Raw genomic sequence first — 19,701 nt, 5'->3', positions numbered from 1 at the left:
CGCAAAAAAAACCCCGCTTTCGCGGGGTTTTTCATTAGCGTCAAGCCAGCTGAGGCTGCGCACTTAGCGGTTTGAGCGGCAGAAGCGGCGCATGAGGGTCGGCTTTCACCGATTGACGCCAGGCTTGCAGCCATTCCGGGTGGCCTTCGTTCCAGACCTGCTCATGCAGACGACCCAGCGCTACCGGATCGCTCAGCAAGTGCACACGCTCATTGTTGGTCAATCCTGAAGGACCCACCTTCAGTGCATGACGGACACGCTCGATACGCAACCATTCAATTGGCTCGGCCTGACCGTGACGGGAGGTCGCCAGCGAGCACGCCAGAGCGTTCTGCTGCGGGTCGACAACCGAGCGGATGAAGCCGTCGTTCAAAGCGTGATAGCGGTTTTCGTGCGTGTACTTGTCAGTGTCGAGCAGCGCCTGTGGCGGATTGTATTCCTCGGGAATCAGGAACAGGCTCTCGTCCCGGGACTTGAGGCCCAGGCCAACCCGGCTGGAGATCACCGACACCGGAATCGACAACATCAGCGAACCGACGATTGGCACCAGCCACCACAGAAAGCTCGGGTTCAGCCAGATCACCAGCAGCGCCCAGAAGAAACCCAGCAGCGTTTGCGGACCGTGGCGCTTGACTGCCTCGCTCCATGGCGTTGAGTCGTCATCACGCTGTGGCGAGTTCCAGGTCGCCGCCCAGCCGAGGAACGCGGCGAGGACAAAACGGGTGTGGAAGATCATGCGCACCGGTGCCAGCAGTACCGAAAACAGCATCTCCAGCAGCATCGACAGCGTCACCTTGAACTTGCCGCCGAACTCTTTAGCGCCCTTGGCCCAGATCAGGATGATGCTCAACAACTTCGGCAGGAACAGCAGCACGATGGTCGTGGAGAATAGCGCGATGGCTTTGTCGGGTTGCCATTGTGGCCACAACGGATACAGCTGACGCGGCTCCAGGAAGTACTGCGGTTCCATCAGCGTGTTGACCGCCAGCAGCGCCGTCGACAGCACCAGAAAGAAGAACCACAAAGGTGCCGACAGGTAGGACATCACGCCGGTCAGGAATACCGCACGGTGCACCGGGTGCATGCCCTTGACCAAAAACAGGCGGAAGTTCATCAGGTTGCCGTGGCACCAGCGACGGTCACGCTTGAGTTCGTCCAGAAGGTTGGGCGGCAGTTCTTCGTAGCTGCCCGGCAAATCGTAGGCAATCCACACGCCCCAACCGGCACGACGCATCAGCGCAGCTTCGACGAAGTCGTGGGACAGAATCGCACCGGCAAACGCACCTTTACCCGGCAACGGCGCCAAGGCGCAGTGCTCGATGAACGGCTTCATGCGGATGATCGCGTTGTGGCCCCAATAGTGCGATTCGCCCAACTGCCAGAAGTGCAGACCGGCGGTAAAGAGTGGGCCGTATACACGGGTTGCGAATTGCTGCATGCGCGCGTACAGCGTGTCCATGCCCGACGCACGCGGCGCGGTCTGGATAATCCCGGCGTCCGGCGTGGCTTCCATCAAGCGCACCAGACTGGACAGGCAATCGCCGCTCATCACCGAGTCGGCGTCGAGCACAACCATGTACTTGTAGTCGCCGCCCCAGCGGCGGCAGAAGTCGTCGAGGTTACCGCTTTTGCGTTTGACGCGACGACGCCGGCGACGATAGAAGATCTTGCCGAAGCCTTTGGCCTCGCGGCAGACATCCAGCCACGCCTGCTGTTCGGCAACGCAGATGTCGGCATCGTTACTGTCACTGAGGACAAAAAAGTCGAAGCGATCCAGGTTGCCCGAGGCCGCAACAGACTCAAACGTCGCCCGCAAACCGGCGAACACCCGAGGCACGTCTTCGTTGCAGATCGGCATCACCAGAGCGGTGCGCGCATCCATGGGAATCGGCTCGTTGCCAGCGCTTTTGCCGGAAATACGGTATTTGTCATGGCCGGTGAGCAACTCGAGGAAGCCCATCAATGCCGTCCAGAAACCGGCCGATACCCAGCAAAACAGAATCCCGAACAGAATCAGGATGCTGGTTTGCAGTGCATACGGCAGGACCTGGGTAACCGTTTGCAGGAACGGCTGGTGCAGGATTTCGTCAAGGCTGACGAACGACCAGCCCTGATACGGCATGATGCCTTTCATGTACCAGCCGGCGACAATGGTCTGGCCCAGCATCAGTACCAGCAGGATATAGCGACGGATCGAGCCGACCGTGCGCCAGCGGGCCGCCGGCAACACGTTCGCATCCTTGGGTAACGGCGGCGGATTGGTGCGACCGGTCAGGCGGCGCCAGCCGCGCACCAGAATATTGGTACGCCACGGCTCCGGCACGACTTTGGTCCGACGAATCGGCGGTGTGGCCTTGAGAACCACCCGACCGCTGGCATCCATCGCCAGCATTTCCGCTTCTTCGAGTTCTGCAGCACTGTTCAAAGTCAGACGTTTGCCGACCGAAGCTTGGGCAGCCTCGGCCGGAGCGTCGAAGGTGGAGGACGACAGACGCTGGTGCAGTTCACTGAACGACTGGCAGCCCGCGAGTTCCGCGCGCTGCTCGTCGTTCATCGGTAGATGCGCCAGATACTCGGCAAGCGTCTCGGGCTGGACTTGAGAATTACTCATCGGCAGGCAACTGGTAGCTCCAGGTCTCGGTCAGGACTTCTTCAGTCGGTGCCGATTCCGGTGTGACTGGGGCCGCTTCGGCAGCGACTGGCTGCTTGGCGTCTTTGTTGTCCTGTTCCTTGGTCGGGGAGACTGGCTTGGCTTCGGCCTGTTTGGCGTCGGCTAGCTTGGCCTCGGTCAGCTTGGCTTCCTTGTCCTCTTTCTCCTGCTGCTTCGCAGCGACCTTATCGGCCTTGGCAACGGAGGAATTGGAGGTCGGCAGTGTCTTGGCCAGATCGGCCGTGACAATGTTTTTGACTAGTGCAGCACGCATCTCGGTGGCCTTGCTCGGGTCCTTGATCTTCATGCGCAGGGTCAGGCGCCAGCCTTTGGTGTCCGGATTGTAACGAACGCTGTTCTCGACCAGTTCGGCATTGTCGCCGACGCTGACCTGACTGCGAACATCGGTGTCGTCCGGCAGTGCCAGCAACGACGGGCCTTCGAAGTCGACCAGATAAGCAACGCTGCCATCCGGTTGACGGATCAGGTTGGACTGTTTGACGTCGCCGGTGGAACGCAGGGTCTGTTTGACCCAGGCGCTGTCAGGTGCGTGCAGCGCGGCTTCGTCGATGGTCCAGTGCATGCGATAGGCAACGTCCAGCGGCTGGCCTGGCTCGGGCAGTTTTTCCGGGCTCCAGAAGGCAACGATGTTGTCGTTGGTTTCGTCGGCTGTCGGGATTTCCACCAGGTCTACAGAACCCTTGCCCCAATCGCCTTTCGGTTCGATCCAGGCACTTGGGCGCTTGTCGTAGCGATCGTCGAGGTCTTCGTAGTGACTGAATTCACGGCCCCGTTGCAGCAAGCCGAAACCACGCGGGTTCTCGATCGAGAAGTTGCTGACGGACAGGTGTTTAGGGTTGTTCAGTGGACGCCAGATCCACTCGCCGTTGCCGGCATGGATCGACAGACCGCTGGAGTCGTGTAGCTCGCGACGATAGTTGAGCACCTTGGACGGCTGATTGGCGCCGAACAGGAACATGCTGGTCAGCGGCGCGACGCCAAGCTTTGTGACCTTGTCACGCAGGAACATGCGAGCCTTGACGTCGACCACGGTGTCGCTGCCAGGACGCAGGGTCAGGCGATAGGCACCGGTGGCGCGCGGCGAGTCCAGCAGCGCGAAAATCACCAGATGCTTGTCGCCCGGCTTCGGCTGTTGAATCCAGAACTCGGTGAAACGCGGAAATTCTTCGCCGGACGGCAGAGCGGTATCGATCGCCATACCGCGAGCGGACAGACCATAGGTGTGCCCCTTGCCGACAACGCGGAAGTAACTCGCGCCAAGCATGGTCATGATTTCGTCTTGCTTGTCGGCCTTGTTGACCGGGTAGAGCACACGGAAACCGGCATAACCCAGTTGCTCGGTGGCTTTCGGATCAAACTGCACGTCGCCGAAATCAAAACGAGTCGGGTCGTATTTGATTTCCTGGACGGTGTTGGCCGTGATTTCGTTGATCTTCACCGGCGTATCGAAATGCATACCCTGGTGATAGAACGACAGCTTGAACGGGGTTTTCTGCTCGGCCCATTCAGCTTTTTCGGTGCGGAAACGAATTTTCTGATAGTCCGCGAATTTCATTTCGCGGAATTCGTTCGGCAGATTACTGCGCGGGGCTTCGTACTTCTGCCCGGCCAGCTCTTTCGCCTTGACCGACACATCCTCCAGATTGAATGCCCAAAGCTGGCCGGTGCCAAGCAGGCAGAGCAGTGCAGAGCCCGCTACCAGAGCGCTTCGGAACCGTTTGGCAGTCAATTTTGGTGCATTACAGGGACTAACAATCACGAGCAACCCTCGCCGAAAACAGATCAAAAAACCAACGGCCAGTTAAAGTGCCAGCACGCAGTGCGGTAAAAAAACCGACCTTGCCAGCGACTCTTGCCAAGTTGGCGAGCATTGTTCCGACTCCCATGGGGCAAAATGATTCCCCAACGGGCCCAGGACAAGTCTCTACCCAAGTCAAAAACGGACCAACGAACGCCGATCCCCGCAGCGCGCGATTATCTAGCAGGCCGCGTTACAACGCATCAGGCCTCACCAAGTATTTTTCGCGAAAAAGCCCGGTTTACAGGCTAAAAACGCTTAAAAAGTTGTTTCGAACGCTTTTAGGTCTGTAACAGAAATGTCACCGGGCCATCATTGACCAGGTGGACCTGCATATCGGCGCCGAATCTACCTGATGCCACAGTGCCATGCACCTGTTTAGCTCTGTCTGACAAATAGTCGAACAATTCCTCGCCCAAGGCCGGAGGGGCAGCCGTCGAAAAACCCGGACGCAGCCCGCTTCTGGTGTCGGCGGCCAGGGTGAACTGAGAAACCAGCAGCAAACCGCCACCGACATCAGCCAGGGACAAGTTCATCTTGCCCTCGGCGTCACTGAATACACGATAGTTAAGCAGCTTGTGCAAAAGTTTGTCGGCACTGGCGCGAGTGTCATCGGGCTCCACCGCGACCAACACCAGCAAACCCTGACCAACAGCACCGACCACCTCGCCCGCCACCTCGACTCGTGCGCCACTCACGCGTTGCAGGAGGCCTTTCATGCTTCGTCGGGAGACAGGTCGAGCAGGCGCCGCGCCATCTGATTGGCAGCACGCACCAATGCGTCGGTAATGCCCGGTTCCGAGGCAGCATGGCCAGCATCGCGGATGACCTGCAGCTCGCTGTTCGGCCAGTTCTGATGCAGCTCCCAAGCATTGTCGAGCGGGCAGATCACGTCGTAGCGGCCATGGACAATCACACCCGGCAGATGCGCGATCTTGCCCATGTCGCGAATCAGCTGGTCCGGTTCGAGGAACGCGTTGTTGCTGAAGTAATGACATTCGATGCGGGCGATGGACAACGCGCGCTGCGGCTCGGAGAAGCGGTCAACCACCAACGGGTTCGGGCGCAGGGTGGCCGTGCGACCTTCCCACATGGACCAGGCCTTCGCCGCGTGCATCTGGGCGATCTGGTCATTGCCGACCAGACGTCGATGGAACGCCGAGAGCAAGTCATCGCGCTCATCCAGCGGGATCGGTGCGATGTAGTCCTGCCAGTAATCGGGGAACAGGCGACTGGCGCCCGCTTGGTAGAACCATTCGATTTCCTGCGGGCGGCAGAGAAAAATCCCGCGCAGAATCAGGCCGTGCACACGCTCCGGATGGGTTTGCGCGTAGGCCAGTGCCAGAGTCGAGCCCCACGAGCCGCCAAACAGCACCCATTTGTCGATGCCCAGGTGCAGGCGAATTCGCTCAAGGTCGGCGACCAGGTCCCAGGTGGTGTTGTTTTCCAGGCTGGCGTGGGGCGTCGAACGACCGCAGCCGCGCTGGTCGAAGGTGACAATGCGATACAGATTGGGATCGAAATAGCAGCGGCTTTGCGCATCACATCCGGCACCGGGGCCGCCGTGGATGAACACCACCGGCAAACCTTCCGGTGAGCCGCTTTCGTCTACGTACAGGGTGTGGGTTTCATCGACAGCCAGATCATGCCGGGCGTGGGGTTTGATCTGCGGGTACAAAGTCTGCATTGCGCGCTCCGTAAGGGGTCGAGGTCATCCCTGGGGGGACTTCTGGAATTCTGCCGTTCGGCATCATAAACCCGATTTACGAGAATGAGCACGATCCCTGTGGGAGTGAGCCTGCTCGCGATGGTCTTAAATGATCACGCGTCAATCCGACACCCCATGGCGCCTTCTGATTTTTCGCGAGCAGGCTCGCTCCCACAGGGTTTTGAAGTGCGCCCCAAAACCTGGACACCGGTTGGCTAAGCTATCGCGAACTGCGCCCTGTACGCTACAGGGCTCAGTCCGCCCAGTTTCATCTTGATTCGATCATGGTTGTAGTAACGGATGTATTCATCCAGCCCGGCTTGCAACTGGGCCACGCTGTCGAAGCGCTCGCGGTAGAAATATTCAGACTTCAATGTGCCAAAAAAGCTCTCCATCGTCGCGTTGTCCAGGCAGTTTCCCTTGCGCGACATGCTTTGTTCCAGGCCCGCTTTTTCCAGGCGTTCCCGGTAATCCGGGTAGCGGTAGTGCCAGCCTTGATCGGAGTGCAGCAGGGGCTTGGCAGTCTCAGGTAGCCGCTCCAGAGCCTTCTCCAGCATGTCACCCACCAAGGTATAGCGAGGCCGGGTGGCGGTCTGATAAGCGACAATTTCGCCGTTGTAGAGATCCAGCACCGGAGACAAGTACAACTTTTCACCCGCCACTTTGAACTCGGTGACATCCGTGACCCATTTCTGATTCGGCTGCCCGGCCTCGAAATCGCGAGCCAGCGTGTTGGGCGAGGCTTCGCCCATCAGCCCGCGGTATGAGCGGTATTTCTTCGGGCGCACCGTGCACTTGAGACCCAATTCGTCCATCAGCCTTCGCACCGTTTTACTGTTAACCATCTGGCCGATGTTACGTAGCGCAGCAGTCATCCGACGATAGCCATAACGCCCCTTATGAGTGGCCTGGATGCTCTGGATAGCGGCTTTCAGTGAGGCGAACCGATCTCCACTCGCCATTGCCTTGGCTTGATAGTAGTAAGTGCTGCGTGGCAGGTCGGCGGCTTCAAGCAGCTCATCGAGCGCAAAATGCTCTCGCAACTCAGTAACTAGCGTGGTTTTTTGCCGACGGCTTTCGCCTGCTCCTGCCTTTTCTTCTCCTCCCTGAACTCTTTGAGCTTTTTTAGCCAGGCATTCTCCACCTGGAGCTTGCGAAGCTTGATCAGCAACTCTGCGTGCGAAAGGTCATCATCACTTGGCGATGTCGGGTCAGGAATCTTGTCAGGTGGCAGGGTCATGGCGGTGTTCAATCCTTTCCCTGCAGACAGGGCTTCGAAGCCGCCACTGTAATACCGCTGCTGCCATCTGCCCACCTGGCTTGAGTTGCCAAGATTGAAAAGGGCCGCGACGCGACGTAAAGACAGCTTGTCTCGCCACATGCGCTGTAGAACGCCGAGTTTGAACTCAGGGCTGTAGACCCTGCTGCGAACCTTCAGGCTGGCATCACCATGCAACCGGTAGGCCTCCACCCAGCGGCGAAGCAAGGTAGGGTCCATCTGGAATTGGGCAGCTATGAAGCGAAAACCTCTGCCTCGCTCGAGAAAAGCGGTGATAGCAGACAACTTGAATTGCGATGTGTACTGACTCATGAAAACACCCCAGAGATTGGATTGGATGTCCAACTTCTGGGGCGCACTTCATTTAGCGCTTGTAGCGTTGTTCGCCCCAGGCCAATAACCCTTGCAACAATTCCCGGAGTACCACCTGCGTTGGCTCTGCCAGATCAGGGCGATACCGGAACGGTACGAATTCTTCCATATAGGTGGACTGGCACAACTCCAGCTGCACAGCATGGATATTTTCGGCCGGGTTGCCGTAATGCCGGGTGATGTGACCGCCTTTGAAGCGCCCATTGAGCACATGGCTGTATTCGGCATGCTGCGCGCAGATCGATTCCAATTGCGTTGCCAACTGCGGGTCGCAACTGGCGCCATTGAAGGTGCCCAGGTTGAAGTCCGGTAGTTTGCCGTCGAACAGGTGCGGGATGATCGAGCGGATCGAGTGCGCATCGAACAGCAACGCATAACCGAACTCGGCTTTCAGTCGCGCCAGCTCGTTGTGCAACGTGCTGTGGTACGGCGTCCAGATCTTCTGCAGATAACTCGCGCGCTCCGCTGCCGACGGTTCCAAGCCGTCGCGAAACAATGGAATGCCATCGAATAACGTTGCCGGGTATAAGCCGGTGGTGGCGCCGGCATATAAAGGCTTGTCGTCAGACGGCCGGTTCAGGTCGATGACGAATCGCGAATATTCGGCGGCCAGCGTACTGGCGCCCAATGTGTCGGCGAATTCATACAGCGTGGGGATATGCCAGTCGGTGTCCGGCAGGCTTTTCGCATCGCCGATCAGCCCGGCCTCTACCGCCGGCGTCAGGCGCAATCCGGCGTGGGGCATGCTGATCAGCAGCGGCACACGGCCTTGTTTGAAGTTCAGAACCTTGTCCACAACTGCTCTCCTACAGATTCGTTTCGACGCCGTGACGCACGACGCGTTTTTCCAGATCGCCGCCCAACCAGTACGACAGGTCGGCAGGACGATCGATTTGCCAGGCAACGAAATCCGCCACTTTGCCGTTTTCCAGCGAGCCGTGAGTGTCGGCCATTCCCAGCGCTGCGGCGGCATGAATCGTCGCGCCGGCCAGCGCTTCTTCCGGGGTCATGCGCAAACAGGTGCACGCCATGTTCAGCATCAGGCGTAAAGACAGTGCCGGCGATGTGCCGGGATTGAGGTCGCTGGCGATGGCGATTTTCACCCCGTGCTTGCGCAGCGCGTCCATGGGCGGCAATTGAGTTTCACGCAGGAAGTAGAACGCGCCGGGGAGCAACACGGCGACCGTGCCAGAGGCCGCCATGGCGATGGCGTCGGCTTCGGTCATGAATTCCAGATGATCGGCCGACAAGGCGTGATATTTCGCCGCCAGACTTGAGCCGTTGAGCGACGACAATTGCTCGGCGTGCAACTTCACCGGCAAGCCCAGCTGTTTCGCGGCGATGAACACTCGCTCAACCTGCGCGGGCGTAAACGCCAGGTGTTCGCAGAACGCATCGACGGCATCCACCAGACCTTCAGCGGCGAGCGCCGGAAGCATCTGCGTGCAGATGTGGTCGATGTAGTCGTCGGCGCGATCCGTGTATTCCGGCGGCATGGCGTGGGCGGCCAGGCAGGTGCTGCGCACGCTGACCGGCAGTTCCGCGCCGAGACGACGTATCACCCGCAGGATTTTTCGCTCACTGGCCAGGTCGAGGCCATAGCCGGATTTCATTTCGACAGTGGTCACGCCGTCGCGCATCAGGCTTTTCAAGCGCTTGGCGGCGCTGGCGAACAGTTCGTCCTCAGTTGCGGCACGGGTAGCGCGCACGGAGCTGGCAATGCCGCCGCCGGCGGCTGCGATGTCGGCATAGTTGACGCCTTGCAGACGCTGCTCGAATTCACCGCTGCGGTTACCGCCGAACACCGTGTGCGTGTGACAGTCGATCAGGCCCGGGGTGACCCAGGCGCCGTTCAAATCGCGAACCGCCGAATAGTCACCCGGCGGCAGTTCAGCGTGGGGGCCGATCCACTCGATGTGCGCACCGGAGGTCACGATGGCGGCATCCTCGATGATCGAGTAGACGCCTTGCGCCATGGTCGCGACGTGGCAGTTGTGCCAGAGGGTTTTCATCCCAAATCTCCATCAAATTCAAAATCGAATCGCGAGCAAGCTCGCTCCCACAATGAATCTCCAGTGCTCAACCGATCTCTGTGGGCACCGGCCTGAATGGAACTTCAGTGATCGCACATCCCTGTGGGAGCCAGCCTGCTGGCGATGGGGCCATCACAGGCTGGGCAAAATGTTCGTCGTGATCAGCTCGTTCAGGCAACGCGTCGCCAACAGCTCGGTGGCCGCATTGATATCCGGCGCAAAAAACCGGTCTTTCTCATAAAACGGCACTTCTGCCCGCAAAATCGCACGGGCCTTTTCCAGCTTCGCCGAGGTCTTCAGACCCTCACGCAAATCCAGACCCTGACACGCCGCCAGCCATTCCACCGCCAGCACGCCGCGAGTGTTTTCCGCCATTTCCCACAACCGCTTGCCGGCCGCCGGGGCCATGGACACGTGGTCTTCCTGGTTGGCCGAAGTCGGCAGGCTGTCTACCGAATGCGGATGCGACAACGCCTTGTTTTCGCTGGCCAGCGCCGCCGCCGTGACCTGGGCGATCATGAAACCGGAATTGACGCCGCCATTGGCCACCAGAAACGGCGGCAGTTGCGACATGTGCTTGTCCATCATCAACGAAATGCGGCGCTCGCTCAGCGAGGCGATCTCGGCAATCGCCAGCGCCATGTTGTCCGCTGCCATCGCCACGGGCTCGGCGTGGAAGTTACCGCCAGAGATCACGTCGCCTTCAGCGGCGAACACCAACGGGTTGTCGGACACTGCGTTGGCTTCGACCGCGAGCACTTCGGCCGCCTGACGGAACTGGGTCAGGCAGGCGCCCATGACCTGCGGCTGACAACGCAGGGAATACGGGTCCTGAACCTTGTCGCAATTGTGGTGCGAATCGGACACTTCACTGCGCTCGCCGAGCAAATCTCGATAGGCGGCTGCGGCGTCGATCTGGCCTTTCTGGCCACGGGCGGCATGGATGCGTGCATCGAATGGCGAGCGTGAGCCCAACACCGCTTCAACCGTGAGGGCGCCCAGCGCGACGGCGCCGGCAAACAGATCTTCACCTTCAAACAAACCGCGCAATGCATAAGCGGTGGACACCTGCGTGCCATTGAGCAGTGCCAGACCTTCTTTCGCCGCTAATGTCAACGGCGTGAGACCGGCGACTTTCAGCGCTTCGGTCGCGTCCAGCCATTCGCCCTGGTAGCGCGCCTTGCCCTCGCCCAACAGCACCAGCGACATGTGCGCCAACGGTGCGAGGTCGCCGGAAGCACCCACCGAACCCTTCAGCGGGATGTGCGGGTACACCTCGGCGTTGATCAGTGCGATCAGCGCATCGATCACCACCCGGCGAATCCCGGAAAAACCCCGGCTCAGGCTGTTGACCTTGAGCACCATGACCAGCCGCACCAAGGCATCGCTGATCGGTTCGCCGACACCGGCGGCATGCGACAACACCAGTGAGCGCTGGAGGTTTTCCAGGTCTTCGCTGGCAATGCGCGTCGAGGCGAGCAGGCCGAAACCGGTGTTGATGCCGTAGGCGGTGCGGTTTTCGGCCAGGATCTGCTCCACGCAGGCAACGCTGGCTTCGATTTGCGCCGAGGCGCTGTCGTCGAGGGTGATCCGCACCGGTTGCTGATAAATGTCACGCAGTTGGGCAAGGCTCAGTTGGCCGGGAATCAGGTTAAGCGCAGTCATTCAAATGCTCCTTCAAGAGTGTGTTATTAACGACCAGTCGCTCCGGAGCATTCCGTTATCCGTCGCCTCCCGTCGCTTGGACGATCCGCGCCTTGGCACGCTGGTATGGATGTGGTCAGTGCAAACCAGGCAGCGCGTTGCGTAGCCGGTCGGGGTCTTTCAGAACGCTGGCAGCGGCGGCAATATCCGGCGCCAGCCAACGGTCCTGATCGTAGGCCGGCACCTGTTCGCGCAGCAGTCGCCACGCGATATCGGTGCCGGCGCCGAAGCGTTGTTCCTTGAGAAATTCGAAGGCCTGGGCTGCCAGCAAGTATTCGATGGCGAGGATCTGCGTGCAGTTCTCCAGGGTGCGATGCAGCTTCAGCGCCGCGTTGGTGCCCATGCTCAGGTGATCTTCCTGCAGGCCCGAGGTGACGAAATTGTCGAGCACCGCGGGTTGCGCCAATTGGCGGTTTTGCGCACACAGTGACGCGGCGACGTATTGCACAATCATCATTCCCGAATTCACCCCCGGATTAGCGACCAGAAATGCCGGCAAACCGCTAACGTGCGGGTTGATCAAACGGTCGAGACGACGTTCGGCGATGGAGCCGGTTTCGGCCATCGCAATCGCCAGCAAATCCGCCGCCAGCGCGACCGATTGGCCATGCGGGTTGGCTTGGGACATCACCCGATAGGCCTGCGGCGTGCCCAGCAACAGCGGGTTGTCGGTGCAGCCATTGAGCTCGATTTCGATCTGTTTTGTAGCGTGCTCAAGCTGATCGCGGGCAGCGCCGTGAACCTGCGGAATCGAGCGGATGCTCAACGCATCCTGGGTGCGAATGCCCTCGCTCGAGGCGATCACTTCACTGCCCGCCAGCAACGATCGCAGGTTGATGCCGACCTGTTGCATGCCCGGATGCGGCTTGAGTGCAATGATCTCGGCATCGAACGCGGCAATCTGCCCGCGTTGCGCTTCGAAACTCATCGCACCGATCACGTCGGCCCACTGCAGTAGCCGCGTCGCATCGGCGATCGCCAGGCAGCTCAGGCCGGTCATGCACGGCGTACCGTTGACCAGGCACAAACCGTCTTTGGCGCCGAGCGGAACCGGCTGCAAATCTTCTTCAGCCAACGCCTGTTGCGCCGGCACAATCTGCCCGCGATAGCTGACGTCGCCGACACCCAGCAGCGCGATGCCGATATGGGCCATGTGGGTCAGGTAGCCCACTGAACCTTGCGACGGCACTTGCGGGGTGATGCCGCGATTGAGCAGCGCCAGCAAGGCTTCCACCACTTGGCGGTGCAGGCCGGATTTGCCCTGGCTGAAGTTGATGATCGCCGCGCACATGATCGCGCGGGTCTGTTCGTCGGTCAGCGCAGGGCCTACACCGCAGGCGTGGCTGAGCAGCGTGTTGCGCGACAGTTGGCTGAGTTGTTCGCCCTTGAGCGAGACATTGCACAGCGCGCCCAGGCCGGTGTTGACCCCGTAGGCGCGCTCGCCACTGGCGACAATGCGCTGGACGATGGCCTGAGCGTTTTCAATGCGCGCCCAGGCGTCTGCGGACAGATCGAGCGGCGCGCCGTGACGAGCTACGGCGACCACATCCTGCCAACGCAACGTGGCGTTGTCGATAACGATTTTTTCAGCCTGGGACATCGCAAGCCTCATACCAATTCTGTTGATGCATGAAATCCTGTGGTGGCTGGTTTTGGGGCGGCTTCGCCACCCAACGGGGATAAATCCCCTCGCCACAGAAGCAGTCCAGGTTCAGACGACCGCAGCCCGCCGCTGAACAAACCGGTCCACATACTCATCCGCCGGCGAATGCAGAATCTCGCGCGGTGTGCCCACCTGAATCAGGCGCCCATCCTTGAGGATCGCGATGCGGTTACCAATCCGCACCGCTTCGTCGAGGTCGTGAGTGATGAAGACGATGGTCTTGTGCAGGGTCTTTTGCAGTTCCAGCAACTGGTCCTGCATTTCGGCGCGAATCAACGGGTCGAGGGCGCTGAACGCTTCGTCCATCAGAATGATGTCGGTGTCCGCCGCCAGGGCGCGGGCCAGGCCGACACGCTGGCGCATGCCACCGGAGAGCTGATGCGGGTATTTGTTTTCGTAGCCCTTGAGTCCCACTGTGTTGATCCAGTGCAACGCGCGTTCGCTGCACATCTGCTTGCTCTCGCCGCGCACTTTCAGGCCGTATCCGACGTTATCCAGCACGGTTTTGTGCGGCAGCAATCCGAAGCTCTGGAACACCATGCTGATCTTGTGCCGGCGAAATTCGCGCAGGGCTTCCATGTCGTATTGCAGGATGTCCACGCCGTCCACCAGGATCGCGCCGCTGGTGGGGTCGATCAGGCGATTGAAGTGGCGCACCAGAGTGGATTTGCCCGAACCGGACAGGCCCATGATCACAAAAATCTCACCGGTGCCGATGCTTAACGACAAGTCGTTCACGCCGACTACGCACCCGGTGTCGGCGAGCACCTGATCCTTGGTTTTGCCCTGCCCGACCATGGCCAGCGCTTCCCTGGAACGATTGCCGAAAATCTTGAAGACGTTTTTGACTTCGATCTTGCTGATGGCTTCGCTGCTCATTTGCTCACCTCATGCCGTGGCCGACCATACGCCTGAGTAATGCGGTCGATGACCACTGCCAGAATCACGATCGCCAGACCGGCTTCAAGACCGCGTCCAACGTTGAGGGTCTGAATCCCCACCAGCACGTCTTCGCCCAAACCACGGGCACCGATCATCGAGGCAATCACCACCATCGACAGGGCCATCATGGTGGTCTGATTGATCCCCGCCATGATGCTCGGCAGCGCCAGCGGCAATTGCACACCAAACAGCTGCTGCCAACGGTTGGCACCGAACGCATTGATCGCTTCCATCACTTCGCCGTCGACCTGACGAATACCCAGATCGGTCAGGCGGATCAGCGGCGGTGCGGCGTAGATCACCGTCGCGAAAATCGCCGGGACCTTGCCCAGACCGAACAGCATCAGCACCGGGATCAGGTACACGAAGCTCGGCATGGTCTGCATGATGTCCAGCAGGGGCATCAGCACCGAACGCAGGCGATTGCTGCGCGCCGAGAGAATGCCCAGCGGGATGCCGATCAGCACCGAAATGACCGTCGCCACCATCATCAGCGCCAGCGTCTGCATCAGCTTGTCCCAGAGGCCGACCGCGCCCACCAGAAACAGCAAACCGACGATGACGGCAGTGGTCACCACTTTGCGCGTGGCGTGCCAGGCAACACCGGCAACAATAGCGAGCATCAGCCACCAGGGCGCCGCTCGCAGCAGGCCTTCCAGATTGACGATGGCCCAGAGCAACGTATCAGAGATGCTGCGGAACACGTCGCCGTAATTGGTGACCAGCGAATCGACCCAACTGTTGACCCAGTCGGCGATGGAAAAGGTAAAGCGTTCGGGAAACATAGGAGACTCTCAATCAAGGGGTTGCGATCAAGCATTCGACTGCCGCTGCCGGCAGTCGAAGCGCTCGACCTACAAGGCCGCGTCGATCTTTTTGGCTGCGTCTTCGCTCACCCATGCATGCCAGACTTCAGGATGTTCCTTGAGGAAGATTTTCGCCAGTTTCGGCGAAGTGATCCGCTCCTTGGCCATGCGCCCCAAGTTCTGGTTGAGCAGGTCGATCGGCAAGTGGACCTTTTCCAGCACGGCCACCAGTTCCGGGGCTTCGTCGTGGAAAGTTCTGGACAGGCCGACCTTGATGGTCACGCTCTTGTCCACGCCAGGTTGTTCTTCGAGTTTGACCAGGTCGACCTGGCCCATCAGCGGCGTCGGCGACCAGTAGTAGAACAGGATCGGCTCGCCACGCTTGTAGCTCGACAATACCGCTGCATCCAGCGCCGGACCGGTACCGGGGCGGAAGTTGGTGTAGGTGCTTTCCAGACCGTAGCTCTTGAGCATTTCGCTGTTGTCCAGCTCACAGGTCCAGCCGGCCGGGCAGTTGTAGAACCGGCCTTTGGACGGTTCTTCCTGATCCTTGAAAACGGCTGCGTATTTGGCCAGGTCGGCAATGTTTTTCAGGTCGGGTGCCTTGGCTTCCAGCTTGCGGCTGGCATCGCCTTCGATCACGTAGCGCGGCACGTACCAGCCTTCGATGGCGCCAGTGACCGGAGCGCCGACACCAACGACCTTGCCGGCCTTTTCCGCCTTGTTCCACACTTCGCTGCGGCCGACCCATTCTTCGGCGAACACCTGAATGTCATTGCTGCTCAGGGCGTTTTCCATGGTGATGGAGTTGCCCGGCAAACTGTCGGTCTTGCAGTCGTAGCCTTTCTCCAGAACGATTTGCAGCACGTCGGTCAGCAGCATGCCGCTTTCCCAGTTCAGGCCGGCGAACTTCACCGGTTTGCCCGATTCGCACCAGCCCGCCGCCTGAGTGGCGCCGGCACCGGTCAGCAGGCCCATGGCAAGCAATGCGGTCAGCAGGGTCTTGTTGGATTTCATTGTCGTGACGCTCCTAATCATGAATTGGCTTACGGCAGTCAAGAGGCATCCAGCCCTGTCCACGTCCCAATCAGGCCTGCGCTGCAGCGCGACCGACCACTTTTGTTTCAGGTTGTGCACCACTGTCCTGCTCGACCGGCAGAATCAGATGATCGGGCACCGTACCGTGCCATCGTTTCGCACACAGGTAATACAGGGCTGCGGGTAGCACCAGACCGATGATCCAGGAGATATCCACGCCACCCAGCGTTTCGACCAACGGACCGGTATAGAACTTGGTCGCAATGAAAGGCAATTGCACCAATACACCGAAGACATACACGCTGATACCCAGGGCGTTCCAGCGGCCATAGCGACCGTTCGGATCGGCCAGCGCCGGCACGTCATAGCGCTCGCGAGTGATGCAGTAGTAGTCCACCAGGTTGATTGCGCTCCAGGGTGTGAAGAACGCCAGCAGGAACAGAATGAAAGACTTGAACGCGCCCAGGAACGAATGCTGACCGAGCAACGCGACCAAGGTCGCAGTGCCCACGATAACCAGCACGAAGACCAGACGCTGCAAGCGCGTGACGTGCAGGTGACCACGAAACCCGCTGATGATCGTCGCAATGCACATGAAGCTGCCGTAGGAGTTCAGCGTGGAAATGGTGACCTTGCCAAACGCAATGCTGAAGTACAGCAGCGCCGCGGTTGCACCGGTGCCGCCCAGACCAACGATGTAGGCGACTTCGTGCCCGGCGAATTGACCGTTGGCCGACGCGGCGGCAAATACACCGAGGATCATCGCCACCTGGGCGCCAATGACCGAGCCGGCACCGGCGGCGAAAAAGGTTTTCACCGAGGAAATATTGCTCGGCAGGTAGCGTGAATAGTCCGCCACGTAGGGGCCGAAGGCGATCTGCCAGGACGCCGCGAGCGACACGGACAGCAGAAAGCTGCTCCAGCTGAAATGGCGGATTTGCAGGAGTGCGCCCACGTCCGTTTGGCTCATCAGACGGTAGAACAGGTAGATAAAGGCAATTACGCCAATGACGCTGGCGACCCGGCCGATGAAGTGAATCACCCGATAGCCGAGCACCGTGACCAACACGATCACACTGGCGAAAATGAGGATGCCGACGCTGTCGCTGACCCCGAACAACTGGCCCAGCGCCTGCCCGGAAAGCACGGTGCCCGTTGCGGTGAAGCCCAGGTACATCAAACAGACCAACACGATGGGGATGGCCGCGCCATACACGCCAAACTGTACCCGGCTGGAAATCATCTGCGGCAGGCCAAGCTTCGGCCCTTGTGCCGCGTGCAAGGCCATTACCCCGCCGCCGATCAGTTGGCCGATCAGCAAACCGATCAACGACCAGAAAACATCGCCGCCCAGCACCACGGCCAGGGCACCGGTGACAATCGCGGTGATTTGCAGGTTGGCGCCCAGCCACAGGGTGAACTGACTCATCAGACGACCGTGTCTTTCCGCCTCCGGGATGTAGTCGATCGAACGCCTTTCGATCAACGATTTACTGCCTGCACGATCGTTGTTAACAGCCATGATTCAACCTCTGTGGATTGTTCCTGGAATTCGACTCGTTTTGCTTTTCCTGTGGGAGCGAGCCTGCTCGCGAAGGCGCCAGCACATCTAACATTGATGCTGATTGACCCACCGCTTTCGCGAGCAGGCTCGCTCCCACATTAAGCACTTCTCCAGATTTGTATTACTTGCCGGTAATCATCGGCAGGTTCAGACCCTGCTCCTTGGCGCAATCGATCGCGATCTGGTAACCCGCATCGGCGTGGCGCATGACACCGGTCGCCGGATCGTTGTGCAGCACGCGCGCAATTCGCTCGGCGGCTTCATCCGTACCGTCGCAGACGATCACCATGCCCGAGTGCTGCGAGAAACCCATGCCGACGCCGCCGCCATGATGCAGGGAAACCCAGGTCGCACCGCTCGCCGTATTCAGCAGAGCGTTGAGCAACGGCCAGTCAGACACGGCATCGGAACCGTCCTGCATCGATTCGGTTTCGCGGTTCGGGCTGGCCACCGAACCGGAGTCCAGGTGGTCGCGACCGATTACGATAGGTGCGGACAATTCACCGCTGCGCACCATTTCGTTGAACGCCAGGCCGAGCCTGGCGCGCAGGCCCAGACCCACCCAGCAGATACGTGCCGGCAAACCCTGGAAGCTGATGCGCTCGCGGGCCATGTCCAGCCAGTTATGCAAGTGCGCATCGTCCGGGATCAGCTCTTTGACTTTGGCGTCGGTCTTGTAGATGTCCTCGGCGTTACCCGACAGTGCCGCCCAACGGAACGGGCCAATGCCACGGCAGAACAGCGGACGGATGTAAGCCGGTACGAAGCCCGGGAAGTCGAAGGCGTTTTCCACCCCTTCTTCCTGCGCCATCTGACGGATGTTGTTGCCGTAGTCGAAGGTCGGAATGCCCATCTTCTGGAATTCCAGCATCGCTTTCACGTGCACGGCCATCGATTGCTTGGCGGCTTTGACCACGGCGGCGGGCTCGGTCTTGGCGCGAGCGCGATACTCTTCCCAGGTCCAGCCGGCCGGCAGGTAACCGTTGAGCGGGTCGTGGGCGCTGGTCTGGTCGGTGACCATGTCCGGACGCACGCCGCGTTTGACCAGCTCCGGCAGAATTTCAGCGGCGTTACCCAGCAGCGCGATGGAAATCGCTTTGCCTTCCTTGGTGTACTTGTCGATGCGCGCCAGCGCGTCGTCGAGGTCGGTGGCTTGCTCGTCGACATAGCGGCTGTTCAAACGGAAATCGATGCTGACCTGCTGGCATTCGATGGTCAGCGAGCAGGCGCCGGCCAAAGTCGCGGCCAGTGGTTGAGCGCCGCCCATGCCGCCAAGGCCTGCGGTCAGCACCCAGCGACCTTCCAGATCGTCGTTGTAATGTTGGCGACCGGCTTCAACGAAGGTTTCGTAAGTGCCCTGGACGATGCCCTGGCTGCCGATATAGATCCAGCTGCCGGCAGTCATCTGGCCATACATGGCCAGGCCTTTGGCATCGAGCTCGTTGAAGTGCTCCCAGCTCGCCCAATGCGGAACGAGGTTGGAGTTGGCAATCAGCACGCGTGGCGCATTGCTGTGCGTTTTGAACACGCCGACCGGTTTGCCCGATTGCACCAGCAGGGTCTCGTCGTCATTCAGGTTGGTCAGACTCTCGACGATCTTGTCGTAGCATTCCCAGTTACGCGCCGCACGCCCGATACCGCCGTAAACCACCAGTTCTTTAGGGTTCTCGGCGACTTCCGGGTCGAGGTTGTTCATCAACATGCGCAGCGGCGCTTCGGTCAGCCAGCTCTTGGCGGTCAGCGTGTTACCGCGGGCGGCACGGATTTCAACGTCACGGCGCCTGGTGAAAGATGCGGTCGTAGATTTATTGTCAGTCACGAAAAAGACTCCTCAGCGATCAATTCAAACCAGCCCTGGCAGTGGGCAAGCAGCCTGCGCGCCTTGTTGCGTCGCAAGCGAATCAGTGGACGCTGCGGAGAATCTGGTTCGACTCATACGCATACGTCTTTACTTGTACATACAAGCATATGCAATCGAGCGGCCAACTTTATGAAACGATCTTTTGAGAAAACCGGCGCAGGGCTGGAGAGCGCCTGAACCAAGGGTTCTGGCGAAGATGAAATTTTTTGGAGGGGGATTTAGCAGAGGGGTCGCTGTTGATTTCCAACCGTAGCTTTGCGCC

At 59.8% G+C, this 19,701-nt stretch carries 14 protein-coding genes; all 14 read right to left on the bottom strand.

Annotated elements, in window-relative coordinates:
• Positions 1-40: 40 nt before the first annotated feature.
• On the bottom strand, positions 41-2,611 hold the full coding sequence (gene mdoH, locus ACYZT1_RS02380; RefSeq protein WP_462017494.1) for a glucans biosynthesis glucosyltransferase MdoH: 2,571 nt from the start codon (positions 2,609-2,611) through the stop codon (positions 41-43).
• Positions 2,604-4,430 (bottom strand): glucan biosynthesis protein G, encoded by a 1,827-nt coding sequence (locus ACYZT1_RS02375; RefSeq protein ID WP_462017493.1) that lies wholly within the window; start codon positions 4,428-4,430, stop codon positions 2,604-2,606. The genes mdoH and ACYZT1_RS02375 overlap by 8 nt, the downstream gene beginning before the upstream one ends.
• 320 nt (positions 4,431-4,750) lie before the next feature.
• Positions 4,751-5,188, bottom strand: a complete 438-nt coding sequence (gene dtd, locus ACYZT1_RS02370) for a D-aminoacyl-tRNA deacylase (protein WP_462017492.1) — start codon at positions 5,186-5,188, stop codon at positions 4,751-4,753.
• Positions 5,185-6,156 (bottom strand): prolyl aminopeptidase, encoded by a 972-nt coding sequence (gene pip / locus ACYZT1_RS02365; RefSeq protein ID WP_462017491.1) that lies wholly within the window; start codon positions 6,154-6,156, stop codon positions 5,185-5,187. The genes dtd and pip overlap by 4 nt, the downstream gene beginning before the upstream one ends.
• 236 nt (positions 6,157-6,392) lie before the next feature.
• Positions 6,393-7,768, bottom strand: a protein-coding gene (locus ACYZT1_RS02360; protein ID WP_462017490.1) for an IS3 family transposase whose coding sequence is annotated in 2 segments (ribosomal slippage) — positions 6,393-7,295 and positions 7,298-7,768 — 1,374 coding nt in all. Because the reading frame shifts where the segments join, the coding sequence is not laid out codon by codon here.
• Positions 7,769-7,820: 52 nt separating this feature from the next.
• Positions 7,821-8,624: an N-formylglutamate deformylase gene (gene hutG / locus ACYZT1_RS02355; protein WP_462017489.1), complete on the bottom strand. Its 804-nt coding sequence runs from the start codon at positions 8,622-8,624 to the stop codon at positions 7,821-7,823.
• A gap of 10 nt (positions 8,625-8,634) precedes the next feature.
• Positions 8,635-9,840: an imidazolonepropionase gene (gene hutI / locus ACYZT1_RS02350; RefSeq protein WP_462017488.1), complete on the bottom strand. Its 1,206-nt coding sequence runs from the start codon at positions 9,838-9,840 to the stop codon at positions 8,635-8,637.
• Between the two features lie 153 nt (positions 9,841-9,993).
• Positions 9,994-11,526: a histidine ammonia-lyase gene (gene hutH / locus ACYZT1_RS02345; protein WP_462017487.1), complete on the bottom strand. Its 1,533-nt coding sequence runs from the start codon at positions 11,524-11,526 to the stop codon at positions 9,994-9,996.
• A 115-nt stretch (positions 11,527-11,641) separates the two neighbouring features.
• Positions 11,642-13,165 carry a histidine ammonia-lyase gene (gene hutH / locus ACYZT1_RS02340; RefSeq protein ID WP_462017486.1) on the bottom strand — a complete coding sequence of 508 codons (1,524 nt, stop codon included), beginning with the start codon at positions 13,163-13,165 and terminating at the stop codon, positions 11,642-11,644.
• Positions 13,166-13,276: 111 nt separating this feature from the next.
• On the bottom strand, positions 13,277-14,107 hold the full coding sequence (locus ACYZT1_RS02335; protein WP_462017485.1) for a quaternary amine ABC transporter ATP-binding protein: 831 nt from the start codon (positions 14,105-14,107) through the stop codon (positions 13,277-13,279).
• Positions 14,104-14,955, bottom strand: coding sequence for an ABC transporter permease (locus tag ACYZT1_RS02330; RefSeq protein ID WP_462017484.1), 852 nt, complete (start codon positions 14,953-14,955; stop codon positions 14,104-14,106). The genes ACYZT1_RS02335 and ACYZT1_RS02330 overlap by 4 nt, the downstream gene beginning before the upstream one ends.
• 69 nt (positions 14,956-15,024) lie before the next feature.
• Positions 15,025-15,993: an ABC transporter substrate-binding protein gene (locus tag ACYZT1_RS02325; protein WP_462017483.1), complete on the bottom strand. Its 969-nt coding sequence runs from the start codon at positions 15,991-15,993 to the stop codon at positions 15,025-15,027.
• Between the two features lie 70 nt (positions 15,994-16,063).
• Positions 16,064-17,536: a purine-cytosine permease family protein gene (locus tag ACYZT1_RS02320; RefSeq protein ID WP_462017482.1), complete on the bottom strand. Its 1,473-nt coding sequence runs from the start codon at positions 17,534-17,536 to the stop codon at positions 16,064-16,066.
• Between the two features lie 163 nt (positions 17,537-17,699).
• Positions 17,700-19,397: a urocanate hydratase gene (gene hutU, locus ACYZT1_RS02315; RefSeq protein ID WP_462017481.1), complete on the bottom strand. Its 1,698-nt coding sequence runs from the start codon at positions 19,395-19,397 to the stop codon at positions 17,700-17,702.
• Between the last annotated feature and the right edge of the window lie 304 nt (positions 19,398-19,701).

It is taken from the genome of Pseudomonas sp. PB3P13, assembly GCF_054897735.1.
Note: the sequence above shows the minus strand (reverse complement) of the source record. Positions and strands in the feature narration are given on the sequence as shown.